Below are 12,960 nucleotides of genomic sequence, written 5' to 3'. Positions count from 1 at the left end.
GTGCCGCCCCAGCGGCACGACTGCCCGCAGCTACGCGAACGCCTCCTTGTGCTCCTCGGCCCACTCCCGGTACGTCCGAGCCCGCTTGCCCAGCAGTTGGGGTACGTCCTCGGTGACGATCGCGTTGCCGCCGGCGCGGACGAAGGCGGTGCCGGACAGGATGCCCGCCGCCTGGGCCTCGTCGAAGCCCCACACGGTGAGCAGGTGGTCGCGTGTCTCGTCCGGCGAGAGGTCCTGCGTGGTGATCGTCCGGCCGAGGACCGAAGCGAGTACGGCAGCCTGTCCAGGGACGCTGATCGTCTCCGGCCCGGTCAGGGTGTACGTCCGCCCCGCGTGCCCCCCGTCCACGAGGATCCGTGCCGCAACCTCGGAGATGTCCCGCGGATCGATCACCCCCGAGACCCCGTCACCGGTCATGTTCGGCACCGGCTCGCCCTGCTTGACGGCCTGCGCCCAGCTGAGCGTGTTCGAGGCGAAGGACGAGGGCCGCAGGATGGTCCACTCGGTGCCGCTGTCCCGCACCGCCTGCTCACCGGGCACGTGCCAGGCGCCACCAGGACCGACGTCCGGATCACCCGTCCCGATCGCGGAGAGCTTCACCAACCGGTGCACGCCCGCCGCAACTGCCGCCGCCACCAGGTGCTGGTCGTGCCGGGAATCCGGACCGGGTGCGCCCAGCAGGAACGCGGCCGTCACCCCCGACATCGCCCCCTCCAGGGAACCCGGGTCCAGGTAGTCCCCGCGCACCACCTCCACCCCCGAGGGCATATGGGCCTTCGCCGGCTCCCGGGTCAGGGCGCGCACCTTCTCGCCGCGCGCCGCGAGCTGTCGTACGAGTTCACTGCCGATGGTGCCCGTAGCACCTGTCACGAGGATCATGTACCCACGGTGCGCCGGTCGCGGCATCGAACTCTTGGAAATTCCGGCACGGTTCGCCTGCCCCGCGTGCCGTGCGGCTCGTCTACGGTGAAGGGGTGACGAACGCACGTGCCGAGCAGGCCCTTCCCATGCCCGAGGCCCTGCGTCCCTGGATCCCCACAATCAGCGCCGTGTCCGCCGTCGGCCCGCCCGAGGAGGCGTTCGTGCACCTCCCGGACGCGGGCACGAAGGTCGTCGTACGGGTGGGGGTGACGGGGCACCGCGACGTCCTCGCCGTCGGACCACGGGTGCGGGCCTCCTACCACGACCGCAAGGCCCTCGCCTCCTGCGTGGAGATGCGGCTCGCACCCGGCACGGCCCGCCCCCTGCTGGGCATCCCGGCGGTCGCGCTGGTGGGGCAAGTCGTGCCACTGGGTGAGCTGCCGAGCAGCACGGCACATCAACTGGAGCGCGAATTGCGGTGGTTGGCACCGGAAGAGACAGTGGCCCACCTGGCGGACGTCCTTCCCGAGCGGCTGACGGCCGCCGCCGACCGGACCCGCTCCGAGCTGGTGCGGGCCGGGGTCGACGCGCTGTCGGTACGGATCGGTCACGCACCGGGACAGGTCAGCGAGGTGGCCCGTGAACTGGCGGTCAGCGAGCGCCAGTTGCGCAACCTCTTCGCGGAGGGCGTGGGCCTGTCCCCCAAGCACTACGCCCGGATCAACCGCGTACGCACGGTCCTCACCCACGCCACGTCCGCGCCCTGGGCCGAACTCGCCGCCGCCACCGGCTACTACGACCAGTCGCACATGACGTCCGACTTCCGCTCCCTGATGGGCGTCCCGCCCCGCTCGTACTTCACCGGCCGGCTGCCCGCGGCCACGCCCTGCCAGGCCGGCCTTCGCCCCTGAATTCGGATGCGGCGGAGGACTCCCGCCTGCGATGCTCCGGTCCCATGTCCGCACGACGCGTCAAACCCAGCCTCTACATCTCCGTCGACATCGAGGCCGACGGCCCCATTCCGGGGCCGTACTCCATGCTCAGTCTCGGTGCCGCCGTCGCCGGGCGCCAGGACGCCGAGAGGTTCACGGCGGAGGATCCCGAGCGTCACACCTTCTACCGTGAACTCCGGCCGATCAGCGAGGACTTCGTGCCGGAGGCGCTCGCGGTCAGTGGGTTCGACCGGGAGCGCCTCGGCAGGGAAGGGAGTGAACCGGCCGTTGCCCTGGCGGAGTTCGGCCGGTGGGTCGGGGAGGTCAGCGAGGGCGCGCAGCCGGTCATGTGCGGCTACCCGGCCTCGTACGACTGGACCTTTCTGTACTGGTACTTGATCCGGTTCACCGGGTCGAGTCCCTTCGGGCACTCCGGATGCCTCGACATGAAGACGCTCTACGCGACCAAGGCCGGGCTGCCGCTGCGGGCCGTCGCCAAGGGGACGATGCCGCGCCACCTGCTGAGCAGGCGGCGCCACACGCATCACGCCCTGGACGACGCGATCGAACAGGCCGAGCTGTTCGCCAATCTCATGGCGTGGCCGGGGCCGTCCTGAGCTCCTCGCCCGCCTCCATCGGGTGGGTGACATCCTCGGCGTCGCGGTCCGTGCCCAGGTGGTTGAAGACCAGGTTCAGCAGGACCGCCACCACACAGCCCGTCGAGATACCGGAGTCCAGGACGATCCGGGCGGTCTCCGGGAAGGAGTGGTAGAACTCCGGGGCGGAGATCGGGATGATGCCCACCGCCAGGGATACGGCGACGATCAGGACGTTGTTGTCCTTCTCCAGTCCGGCCCGGACCAGCGTCTGGATACCGCTCGCCGCCACCGAGCCGAACAGGACCACGCCCGCTCCGCCCAGCACCGGGCGCGGTACGACCGCGATCAGCGAGGCGGCCATCGGGCACAGGCCCATCAGGACGAGGAAGCCGCCGCCCGCTGCCACGACGTAGCGGCTGCGGATCTTCGTCATCGCGACCAGGCCGATGTTCTGCGCGAAGGCGCTGCACATGAAGCCGTTGAACAGCGGGCTGATCGCCGAGCCCAGGGCGTCCGCTCGCAGGCCGGCCGCGATCGTCTTCTCGTCCGCCGGTCGGTCCACTATCTCGCCCAACGCCAGCATGTCCGCGGTCGATTCGGTCATCGAGACCACCATCACCACGATCATCGAGACGATCGCGGCGATCTGGAACTGCGGTGCGCCGAAGTGGAACGGGGTCGGGAAGCCGATCACATCCGCGTCCGCCACCGGGCCGAAGTCCGTGACACCGAAGGGGATCGCGAGGAGGGTGCCCGCCACCAGGCCCAGCAGTACGGCGATCTGCTTGACGAAGCCGCGCGTGAAGCGGCGTAGCAACAGAACGATCAGCAGCGTCCCGGCCGCCAGGCCGAGGTTGGTGCTCGAACCGTAGTCGTCCGCCACGGGGTTGGGGCCCTGCGCCCAGCCGAAGGCCACCGGGAGCAGCGAGACGCCGATCAGGGTGATCACCGTGCCGGTGACCACCGGTGGGAAGAAGCGGACCATCTTGCTGAAGAACGGGGCCGCTATGAAGCCCAGGACGCCCGCGACGATCACCGCTCCGAAGATGATCGGCAGCGCGTCGGACTTGTCGTCGGTGGAGGCGACGATCGCGGTCATGGGGGCGACGCCGGCGAAGGTGACGCCGTTGACGAAGGGAAGTCGGGCGCCGATCTTCCAGATGCCGAGGGTCTGGAGGAAGGTCGCGAGGCCCGCCGTGAAGAGGCAGGCGCCGGTGAGGAAGGTCAGTTCGGTGCCGGACAAGCCGATGGCCGCGCCGACGATCAGGGGTGGGGCGACGACGCCCGCGTACATGGCGGCCACATGTTGCAGGCCGGTTGTCGCCATTTTGGCGGCGGGCAGTTTCTCGTCGACGGGGTGGGCGGACACGGGCGGCTCCTCCGGTCGGTTAACAGCACGTCGGCTCTGACGTGGGTTTCAAGGAGGTGATGCGCGGTCGTGCGGGACCGTTGAAGCGATAAAGCGATAAAGCGGCGACGGTTAACCGTCCCGGGGCGCACACGTCCATGCACGCCCCGGGGACGGCCGCCATGGACCCCGCTCGGGTCCACGGCCACCGGTCGAGGGCCGTCCCCCTCGACCGGAGATCTTCAACTGGTCAGCCCTGCGCGGCGATCCGCGCCAGGCGCTGGGCCTGCTCCCGCGTGGAGCGGGCGATGGTGTCCTCGTCGACATGGAGCAGTCGGTTGTTCTCCACGATCTGCTCGCCGTTGACGAAGGAGGCGGTGACCGGGGCGGCCGCGCCGAAGACCAGCGCGGTCACCGGGTCGGCGATCGAGGCGTGGGCCAGGGTGTCGAGCTTCCACAGCACCAGGTCGGCGAGCTTGCCCGGCTCCAGGGAGCCGATCTGCGAGGAACGGCCCAGGACCTGGGCGCCGCCGTAGGTGCCGAGGCGCAGCGCCTGGCGGGCGTTCAACGCCGCTTCCCGGTGCGCGCCGAGGCGGTTGATGAGCAGGGCGTTGCGCAGTTCGGTGTGCAGCTCACCGGACTCGTTGGACGCCGTACCGTCGACGCCGAGGCCGACCGGGACGCCGGCCGCCAGCATGTCGGGGACGCGGGCGATGCCGGCCGCGAGACGGGCGTTCGACGAGGGACAGTGGGCAACACCCGTCTTCGTACGGGCGAAGGCGGCGATGTCGGAGTCGTTCATGTGGACGCAGTGCGCCATCCACACGTCCTCACCGAGCCAGCCGGTGGACTCGAAGTAGTCGGTCGGGCCCATGCCGAACAGCTCGTGGCAGAACTTCTCCTCCTCGACCGTCTCCGAGCCGTGGGTGTGCAGCCGTACGCCGAGGCTGCGGGCGAGTTCGGCGCCCTGGCGCAGCAGTTCGGTGGAGACGGAGAAGGGCGAGCAGGGCGCGACGGCGACCTGGGTCATCGCGTCGAAGGAGGCGTCGTGGTGCTCCTTGACGGTGGCCTCGGTGGCGGCGAGCGCGCCGTCCAGGGTCTCGACGGCGAAGTCCGGGGGCAGACCGCCGTCCTTCTCGCTGCGGTCCATCGAGCCGCGGGCGAGGGTGAAGCGGACACCCATCTCGCGGGCGGCGCGGATGATCGAACCGGACAGGTCGCCGGAGCCGTGCGGGAAGACGTAGTGGTGGTCCATGGCGGTGGTGACACCGCCGCGGGCCATCATGGCCAGCGAGCCCTGCGCGGCCGAGTAGGTCATCTGCTCGTCGATGCGTGCCCAGGTCGGGTACAGGGCGACGAGCCAGTTGAAGAGGTTGTGGTCGGTGGCCAGGCCCCGGGTGATCCACTGGTAGAAGTGGTGGTGGGTGTTGACCAGGCCGGGGGTCACGAGGTGGCCGGTGGCGTCGATGCGCCGTACGACGTTCTCCAGGCCCTCGGGGGCCTTGCCGGCGCCCAGCGCCTCGATGCGGTTGCCGCCCAGGACGACGTAGCCCGAGGCGTGCTCGGTGTCGTTCGCGTCGACGGTCGCGATCGCACAGTTCTCGATGACGATGCGCTGGTCTGCTGCCATGATTCGTCCTTTGCGCTTCGGTGGAGAGGGCACGGCAGGACCCGGGAGATTTGAGTACCGCGGCCCGCCCCTGCGGGCCGCGGGTGCCGAAATATGGAGGTGATCAGAGGTTGGTGAGATCCACCGGGATCTTCGCCTCGCAGCCGTCCCGCAGGATGGTGGCCTCGATCAGGCCGTACGGGCGGTCGGCGGCGTAGTAGACCTCGTTGTCGTTCTTGAGCCCGAACGGCTCCAGGTCCACCAGGAAGTGGTGCTTGTTCGGGAGCGAGAAGCGGACCTCGTCGATCTCGCTGCGGCTGTTGATGATGCGCGAGCCCATCTGGTACAGCGTCTGCTGGAGCGAGAGCGAGTACGTCTCGGCGAAGGCCTGGAGCATGTGCTTCTTCACCTGCTCGTAGGACTTCTCCCAGTTGGGCATCTTCTGCTCGTCGTCGGTCCAGTTGAACCGCCAGCGGCCGGAGACCTGGGTCGCGAGGATCCGGTCGTAGGCCTCCTGGAGGGTCGTGTACTTGTCCTTGACGTAGCCCCAGAACTCGGAGTTGGTCGAGTTCATCACGACCAGGTCCTTCAGACCCGAGATGACCTCCCACGACGAGCCGTCGTAGGTGATCTGGGTGACGCGGGTCTCCTGGCCCTGGCGTACGAAGGAGTGCTTGACCTCGTCGGCGCCGATGAACTTGGAGTTGGCGTCGGAGGTCTCGATCCGCTCCCAGGCGTACTCCTCGATACGGATCCGCGCGGTCTTGATCGGCTCCTGCGAGGTCACGAAGTGCCGGGCGAGGTGAATGCCGAACTGCTCGGCGGACTCGATGCCGTACTCCTTGGCGAACGCGTACACCGTGTTCTTGGTGGTGTCGGTCGGCAGGACGTTGGCGTTGGAGCCGGAGTAGTGGACCTCCTCCATGTCGCCGCTCAGCGCCACGGATACATTGAGGTCCTTGATGTGATGGGTGGCGCCGTCCCGCGTGATCTTTACGACTCGGTTCTCGGCCTTGCCGTACTGGTTCTGTCCCAGGATCGTGGGCATCTTCTGCTAGCTCCCTCGGTAAACGGAGTAGCCGAACGGGTTGAGCAGCAGCGGTACGTGGTAGTGCTCGCCGGGCTTGACGGCGAAGGTGATCGCTACCTCTGGAAAAAACGCACCGCTGTCCCGATTCGCGGGGGCGTCCTGCTGCGCATCGGCTTGCTTCTTCTCGAAATACGGCTCTACGGCGAAGTCGAGCCGTACGTGTGTGGTCCCCGCCGGCAGCGCCGGGAGGTCCTTGCACCGGCCGTCCGCGTCGGTCGCGGAACCGCCGAGCGTCTGCCAATCGGCCTCCCGGCCGCTGCGGGCGGAGAGCTCGATGGCGACGCCCTCGGCGGGGCGGCCGACGGAGGTGTCCAGGATGTGCGTGGACACGGAAGCGGTGGTGCTGGTGCTCATGGTGTCAGGCTTCCTCTTCGACGAGTCGGGCCAGTCGGATGCGGTTGATCTTGCCCAGCTCGGTGCGGACGATCTCGCGCTCCTGCTCCGGCGAGTTACCGATCCGCTCCTTGACCGCGTCGCGCATCTGCTCGCCGGTCCGGCTGGTGGCGCAGATCAGGAAGACATGGCCGAACTTGTCCTGGTAGGCCAGGTTCAGTTCGAGCATCTCGGCCTTGAGCTCCTCGGAGGCGCCGGCCATGCCGCGCTGTTCGCGGGCCGAGGTCGGGTCGCCGGGCTTGGGGCGGCCGATCGGCGGGTGGCCGGCCATCGCCTCGTCGAGGTCCGCGGCGGTCAGCTCGGCCGTGGCGGCGTCGCTGGCGCTGTAGAGGGCCTCGACGGTGGCGTACGGGCGAGCGGCGAGGAGTCGCTCGGCCCACGCCCGGGAGGCGCACGCCTCGTGGAGCGCTGCGAAGGCCGCGTGCTGCTCCAGGGCGTTGAACCGGATCAGGCCCGGCGTGGATGTGGACGTCACGGGAGCCTCCGTGGCCTTGTGTTGAACGGGCTGCCGATAGCTAACGCCCTGCGCGAACCCACGTCAACACTTTGTTGAAAATTCCGGGTAACGAAACCCGGGAGCACCCCGTCAGGCCACCCGGGAGCCCCCCAACGCCTTCAGGCCCCCTTCTCCCGGTTCAGATAGTTGTAGACGGTGAAGCGGCTGACGCCGAGGGCGCCGGCCACGGTCTCCACGCCGTGCCGTACGGAGAAGGCGCCGCGCGCCTCGAGTATCCGTACGACCTCCTGCTTGGCCTTGCGGTCCAGGTCGGCGAGGGGCTTGCCCTGCTTGCGCTCCATGGCGGCCAGGATGTGGTCCAGGGAGTCCGCGAGCTGCGGCAGCCGTACGGCGACGACGTCGGAGCCCTCCCAGGTGAGCACGACATCGTCGGGCCCCGCCTCGTCGGGTGGGACCATTTCGCCGCCCATGGCGTCGACCAGCGGCTTCACGGCCGTGATGAAGGGCTCCTCGTTCACCGCTGCCCCTCCCCGACCACATTGACCTGGAGCGAGACGCGGGTGGCGCCGGACTCCAGGGTCTTGCGCAGCAGCGCGTCGACGGCGGTGAGGACGGCGTCGGCGCTGCCCTCGGCGGTGTTGCCGAACGGGCCGACGTCCACCGCGTCCAGCTCGGCCGCCTCGATGACCTGGCGGGCGACAACCGCGTGCGCGGGGGCCTCGTCGAGGTCGAAGGGCTCGGTCGTGAATTCCACTCTCAGTCGCACGCGCTCAACCTAACGCGCCGCACGGATTTCCGGGCAGCCCGCGCGGTCACCGGATCTCCGCGACGGACCCGCCTCCCCACCACGTAGAGCAGACGACGAGAGCGCGACAGGGAGGGGATCACGACATGGCGGGACACAGGGGCAGAGGGCTCAGGGGTACGGCGGTCGCGGCGGCGGCGATGGCGGCGCTGACCGCGTCCCAGGCACCGGGGGTCAGCGAGGCGCGGGCCGCCGTACCCGCCGGGCGGGGGTCGAGCGTGTCCGGGGACACCCCGTACCGGACCGATCTGCCGCCGTTGCGAGCCGCCCGGGAGCGGCAGGCGGCGACGTCACCGGCGGGCGGTGCGCTGCCGGCGAGCGTGTTCGCCGCCTACCGCCGGGCCGAGGCACGCCTGCACCGCTCCACGCCCGGCTGCCGGCTGCGGTGGCAGCTGCTGGCCGCGATCGGCCAGGTGGAGTCCGGTCAGGCGGGCGGCGGACGACTGACCGCGGACGGTACGACCCTGACCCCGATCCTCGGCCCACGTCTTGACGGCGTCCGCTTCGCCCTGATCCGGGACAGCGACGGCGGGGCGTACGACGGGGACACCGGGTACGACCGTGCGGTGGGCCCGATGCAGTTCATCCCGTCGACCTGGGCGGTCTGGGGCGCGGACGGCAACGGCGACGCGCGGGCCGACCCGCACAACGTCTTCGACGCCGCGCTCGCCGCCGGACGCTATCTGTGCGCGGGCGGACGCGATCTGTCCGTGCCGGGCGACCTGGACGCGGCGATCCTCGGCTACAACCACTCGACGGCGTATCTGCGGACGGTCCGGGCCTGGTTCGCGTACTTCCTGGCAGGACACCGGGTCGTGCCCGACCTCTCGGCGGCGGGCGGTTCGAGTCCGGAACCCGAGGGCTCCGAGCCGGCGCGGCGCGATCCGTCCCCCACGCCGAGCGCCCGCCCGTCGGACGCCGGATCCCGTACGCCGTCCCCGTCCCGGTCCGCGTCCCCGGCCGCCCCGCGGCCGACGCACAGCACCCCGGCCGCCGAGCCGTCGCCGGGTCCCTCGCTCCCCCTGCCCGACCCCGGAGTCGTCCTGCCCGGCGACGACGTGCTGCCCGGCAACGATGACGAGTCGATGCTCGCCACCCCCTCCACAACCGCCGCTACCGGGCGGTAATGTCGCCCCCCGGCCGGGCGCACGTGACCGGCGGGTGAGCGCGAAGGGGCCCTCATGGCGATGGACATGCCCGCGGAGATACAGGCGGCCCACGACCGCTGGGAGCGCATGTGGAGCCACCGTGAGCAGCTGCTCAAGGTGGCTCGCCGCAGGTCGATGTCCCTGGAGGACGCCGAGGACGCCGTGCACGAGGCGATGCTGCGCGCGGCGGAGCGCCCCGACCTGGACGACGAGCGGCTGGCCGCCTGGCTGACGACGGTGACGATACGGCTGTGTGTCGACCGGTACCGGCAGGTCAACCGCGAGGCCGAGGTGCGCACCAGCCCCACGCTGGTCGCACCGGGACCGGTGCCGGTCGAGGAGGCGGTGTGCGACCGGGCGGAGGCCCGCTGGCTGGCGGTGCGCAGCGGAGAGCTGCCCGCGCGCCAGGCCGAGGCGCTGCGGCTGAAGTCGCAGGACCTGGATGTGAGCCAGGTCGCCGTGGAGATGGGCCTGAGCTACCGGACGGTCGAGTCGCTGCTGGCCCGGGCCCGCCGGACGCTGCGCAACTCGCTGGCCGGCACGCTCGGTCTCGCCCTGTTCCTGTGGGGCCGGGGCAGGCCGCGCGGGGCGTCGCAGGCACAGGCCGTGGCGCTGGCCTCGACGGCGGCGACCCTGGTGGTGGCGGGGTTCGTCCTGCCGTACGCCGACGCCGGGGGCGGGCCCGGCACGGCGCCCCGGACCTCCGTCTCCCCGGTCCCGGAGGCGTGGCAGCGGCCGGACACCGAGGGCCGCGGGGCCTCCCCTGACGCGCGCGAGCGGCCGGCCGCCTCGACGTCCGCCGCCCCGACGGCGCCCCGGACCCCGGCCGACCGTCCGCTGCTGCCGCTGTCGGTGCCGTCGTTGCCCGAGGTTCCCCTGTCCTCCGGGCCGGAGCTGCCTGCGCCCGAGGTGCCGACGGTGCCCGACGTCCCCGAGCTGCCCGGCATCCCCACAGCCCCGGACACAAGCAAGCTCCCGCTCACCGCGCCGGACCTTCCGGAGCTCCCGGACACCGCCACGACTCCGGATACCCCGGCAGCACCCGTGAGCCCTCTGCCGTAAGGCCCGGCCGGACGCCGATGGCCACGCCGGCGCCCCTGCCGTAGCCCCCTCGCCACCTGTCCGCAAAAAAATTCGCTTCCGTAGCGACGGACGCCCCGCCCCTCCCCGTAGAGCAGATGTCAGAGCTGCTCCAGGGGCTGAAGGGTGGACCGGATGGGTGTCGAGATCTGTGTGGAAGGACTGACCAAGTCCTTCGGTCACCAGGTCATCTGGCAGGACGTCTCGCTGACGCTGCCCGCCGGGGAGGTCTCGGTCATGCTCGGCCCCTCGGGCACGGGCAAGTCGGTGTTCCTCAAGACGCTCGTCGGACTGCTCAAGCCGGAGCGCGGCTCGATCACGATCCAGGGCCGGGACATCACCGAGCTCCGCGAGCACGACCTGTACGAGGTGCGGAAGCTGTTCGGGGTGCTGTTCCAGGACGGCGCGCTGTTCGGCTCGATGAACCTGTACGACAACATCGCCTTCCCGTTGCGCGAGCACACCCGTAAGCCGGAGAGCGAGATCCGGCGGATCGTCCTCGAAAAGATGGACATGGTCGGTCTGATCGGTGCCGAGGAGAAGCTGCCCGGGGAGATCTCCGGCGGTATGCGCAAACGGGCCGGACTGGCGCGGGCGCTGGTACTCGATCCGGAGATCATCCTGTTCGACGAGCCGGACTCGGGGCTCGACCCGGTGCGCGTCGCGTATCTCAACCAGCTCATCGTCGACCTCAACGCCCAGATCGACGCGACCTTCCTCATCGTCACCCACGACATCGCCTCCGCCCGCCAGGTCCCGGACAACATCGGGCTGCTGTTCCGCCGCGAACTGGTGATGTTCGGGCCCAGGGACCAACTCCTGACCAGCGACGAGCCGGTCGTACGGCAGTTCCTGAACGGCAGGGTGCAGGGGCCGATCGGCATGGCGGAGGAGAAGGACGCCGCCCAGGTCGAGCAGGAACTGGCCGAGATCGGCGAGAGCACGGACCCCGAGCACCTCACACCCCGGCTGCTGCCCAGCCCCGGCATCCCCCGGCCGCCACGCTGGCAGGCCATCGCGCGGCGGGAGGAGGAGGTGGCGCACGCATGAGCATCAACCCCGTCGGCGCGCTGCGCCACTCCGGCAGCCTCTTCGCGATGGCCCTGGACGTCGTGCGGACCGTGCCCAAACGGCCCTTCCAGGTGCGGGAGTTCATCCAGCAGGCCTGGTTCATCGCCAGCGTCACGATCCTGCCGACCGCCCTTGTCTCCATCCCCTTCGGCGCGGTCATCGCCCTCCAGATCGGCAGCCTCACCCGGCAGCTCGGCGCCCAGTCCTTCTCGGGTGCGGCCTCCGTGCTCGCGGTACTGCGGGAGGCCTCGCCCATCGTGACCGCCCTGCTGATCGCGGGCGCCGGTGGCACGGCGATCTGTGCGGACCTCGGGGCACGGAAGATCCGCGAGGAGATCGACGCGATGCAGGTGCTGGGCATCGACCCGATCCACCGTCTGGTCGTGCCGCGCGTGCTGGCCTCGATGTTGGTGGCGGTGCTGCTCAACGGCCTGGTGTCGGTGGTCGGGGTGGCGGGCGGCTACTTCTTCAACGTCGTCCTCCAGGACGGCACACCGGGCGCGTACCTGGCTTCCTTCACCACCCTCGCGCAGCTCTCGGACCTGTGGGCGGCCGAGGTCAAGGCACTGGTCTTCGGCGCGATCGCCGCGATCGTCGCCTCGTACAAGGGACTTACCGCGAAGGGCGGCCCGAAGGGCGTGGGCGACGCGGTGAACCAGTCGGTGGTGATCACCTTCATGTTGCTGTTCGTGACGAACTTCGTGATGACCGCGGTGTACTTCCAGGTCGTCCCGCAGAGGGGCTGAGCGATGAGACTTCTCGACCGCCCTCTGAAGTCCCTTGAGGACCTGGGCGCCCAACTCGCCTTCTACGGCCGCTCGCTGGCCTGGACCGGCCGTACCGTGCGCCGCTACAAGAAGGAGATCCTGCGGCTGCTCGCCGAGGTCAGCTTCGGCCGGGGCGCCCTCGCCGTCGTGGGCGGCACGGTCGGCGTGATCGCCTTCCTGTCGTTCTTCACCGGCACCGAAGTGGGTCTCCAGGGCTACGCCGCGCTCAACCAGCTCGGCACCTCCAACTTCGTGGCGTTCCTGTCGGCGTACTTCAACACCCGGGAGATCGCCCCGCTGGTGGCCGGGCTGGCGCTGTCAGCGACGGTCGGCGCCGGGTTCACCGCGCAGCTCGGCGCGATGCGGATCAGCGAGGAGACCGACGCCCTGGAGGTCATGGGCGTGCCCTCGCTGCCGTTCCTGGTGACGACGCGGATGATCGCCGGATTCGTCGCCGTGATCCCGCTGTACGTGGTGGGGCTGCTGTCCTCGTACTTCGCCGCCCGCACCATCACCACCGGCTACTACGGGCAGTCGGCGGGCACCTACGACCACTACTTCCAGCAGTACCTGCCGCCGGTCGACGTGCTCTGGTCCTTCGGCAAGGTGCTGGTCTTCGCCGTCGTGATCATCCTGGTGCACTGCTTCCACGGCTACTACGCGAGCGGCGGTCCGGCGGGCGTCGGCGTCGCGGTGGGGCGGGCCGTGCGGACCTCGATCGTGGCGATCAACGTCCTCGATTTCTTCCTGAGCCTCGCGATCTGGGGCGCCAACACGACCGTACGGATAGCGGGGTGAGC

15 protein-coding genes are annotated in these 12,960 nt (G+C 70.2%); 7 read left to right on the top strand and 8 right to left on the bottom strand.

All coding sequences use genetic code 11. The annotated features are described in order from the left end of the window. Window positions 1–30: 30 nt before the first annotated feature. Window positions 31–879 (bottom strand): NAD(P)H-binding protein, encoded by an 849-nt coding sequence (locus OHT76_RS34155; RefSeq protein WP_328874714.1) that lies wholly within the window; start codon window positions 877–879, stop codon window positions 31–33. Window positions 880–974: 95 nt separating this feature from the next. Here OHT76_RS34155 and OHT76_RS34150 point away from each other — a divergent pair, with 95 nt between their 5' ends. Together OHT76_RS34150 and OHT76_RS34145 are read left to right on the top strand one after the other, a co-directional pair. Beyond that, window positions 975–1,772: an AraC family transcriptional regulator gene (locus OHT76_RS34150; RefSeq protein ID WP_328874713.1), complete on the top strand. Its 798-nt coding sequence runs from the start codon at window positions 975–977 to the stop codon at window positions 1,770–1,772. 44 nt (window positions 1,773–1,816) lie between these two features. Further along, window positions 1,817–2,410 (top strand): 3'-5' exonuclease, encoded by a 594-nt coding sequence (locus tag OHT76_RS34145; protein ID WP_328874712.1) that lies wholly within the window; start codon window positions 1,817–1,819, stop codon window positions 2,408–2,410. Here the strand turns inward: OHT76_RS34145 and OHT76_RS34140 are convergent. The 7 genes from OHT76_RS34140 to OHT76_RS34110 form a co-directional block, all read right to left on the bottom strand. Continuing rightward, window positions 2,385–3,761 (bottom strand): nucleobase:cation symporter-2 family protein, encoded by a 1,377-nt coding sequence (locus tag OHT76_RS34140; RefSeq protein ID WP_328874711.1) that lies wholly within the window; start codon window positions 3,759–3,761, stop codon window positions 2,385–2,387. The genes OHT76_RS34145 and OHT76_RS34140 overlap by 26 nt on opposite strands. A 229-nt stretch (window positions 3,762–3,990) precedes the next feature. Then, window positions 3,991–5,370 (bottom strand): 8-oxoguanine deaminase, encoded by a 1,380-nt coding sequence (locus OHT76_RS34135; protein ID WP_328874710.1) that lies wholly within the window; start codon window positions 5,368–5,370, stop codon window positions 3,991–3,993. Window positions 5,371–5,473: 103 nt separating this feature from the next. Beyond that, the gene (gene pucL, locus OHT76_RS34130; protein WP_328874709.1) at window positions 5,474–6,397 is read right to left on the bottom strand and encodes a factor-independent urate hydroxylase; all 924 of its coding nucleotides are present in this window, start codon (window positions 6,395–6,397) and stop codon (window positions 5,474–5,476) included. 6 nt (window positions 6,398–6,403) lie between these two features. Continuing rightward, on the bottom strand, window positions 6,404–6,793 hold the full coding sequence (gene uraH / locus OHT76_RS34125; protein ID WP_328874708.1) for a hydroxyisourate hydrolase: 390 nt from the start codon (window positions 6,791–6,793) through the stop codon (window positions 6,404–6,406). 4 nt (window positions 6,794–6,797) lie between these two features. Further along, the gene (gene uraD / locus OHT76_RS34120; protein WP_328874707.1) at window positions 6,798–7,307 is read right to left on the bottom strand and encodes a 2-oxo-4-hydroxy-4-carboxy-5-ureidoimidazoline decarboxylase; all 510 of its coding nucleotides are present in this window, start codon (window positions 7,305–7,307) and stop codon (window positions 6,798–6,800) included. Window positions 7,308–7,447: 140 nt separating this feature from the next. After that, complete coding sequence (locus OHT76_RS34115) at window positions 7,448–7,759, bottom strand: helix-turn-helix domain-containing protein (RefSeq protein WP_328876690.1); 312 nt, start codon at window positions 7,757–7,759, stop codon at window positions 7,448–7,450. Between the two features lie 44 nt (window positions 7,760–7,803). Continuing rightward, window positions 7,804–8,055, bottom strand: a complete 252-nt coding sequence (locus tag OHT76_RS34110) for a thiamine-binding protein (protein ID WP_328874706.1) — start codon at window positions 8,053–8,055, stop codon at window positions 7,804–7,806. Window positions 8,056–8,180: 125 nt separating this feature from the next. On the opposite strand from OHT76_RS34110, the gene OHT76_RS34105 reads away from it, so the two are divergent. The 5 genes from OHT76_RS34105 (at window position 8,181) to OHT76_RS34085 (ending at window position 12,958) form a co-directional block, all read left to right on the top strand. Continuing rightward, on the top strand, window positions 8,181–9,221 hold the full coding sequence (locus OHT76_RS34105; protein WP_328874705.1) for a lytic transglycosylase domain-containing protein: 1,041 nt from the start codon (window positions 8,181–8,183) through the stop codon (window positions 9,219–9,221). Window positions 9,222–9,275: 54 nt separating this feature from the next. After that, window positions 9,276–10,304, top strand: coding sequence for an RNA polymerase sigma factor (locus OHT76_RS34100; protein ID WP_328874704.1), 1,029 nt, complete (start codon window positions 9,276–9,278; stop codon window positions 10,302–10,304). 153 nt (window positions 10,305–10,457) lie between these two features. Then, complete coding sequence (locus tag OHT76_RS34095) at window positions 10,458–11,372, top strand: ABC transporter ATP-binding protein (RefSeq protein WP_328874703.1); 915 nt, start codon at window positions 10,458–10,460, stop codon at window positions 11,370–11,372. Continuing rightward, window positions 11,369–12,139 (top strand): MlaE family ABC transporter permease, encoded by a 771-nt coding sequence (locus tag OHT76_RS34090; protein ID WP_328874702.1) that lies wholly within the window; start codon window positions 11,369–11,371, stop codon window positions 12,137–12,139. The genes OHT76_RS34095 and OHT76_RS34090 overlap by 4 nt, the downstream gene beginning before the upstream one ends. 3 nt (window positions 12,140–12,142) lie before the next feature. Beyond that, the gene (locus OHT76_RS34085) at window positions 12,143–12,958 is read left to right on the top strand and encodes an MlaE family ABC transporter permease (protein ID WP_328874701.1); all 816 of its coding nucleotides are present in this window, start codon (window positions 12,143–12,145) and stop codon (window positions 12,956–12,958) included. Window positions 12,959–12,960 lie beyond the last annotated feature (2 nt).

Source organism: Streptomyces sp. NBC_00287, from assembly GCF_036173105.1.
GTDB lineage: Bacteria > Actinomycetota > Actinomycetes > Streptomycetales > Streptomycetaceae > Streptomyces.
The sequence above is the reverse complement of the archived record's forward strand: the minus strand, read 5'-3'. Positions and strand labels throughout refer to the sequence as shown.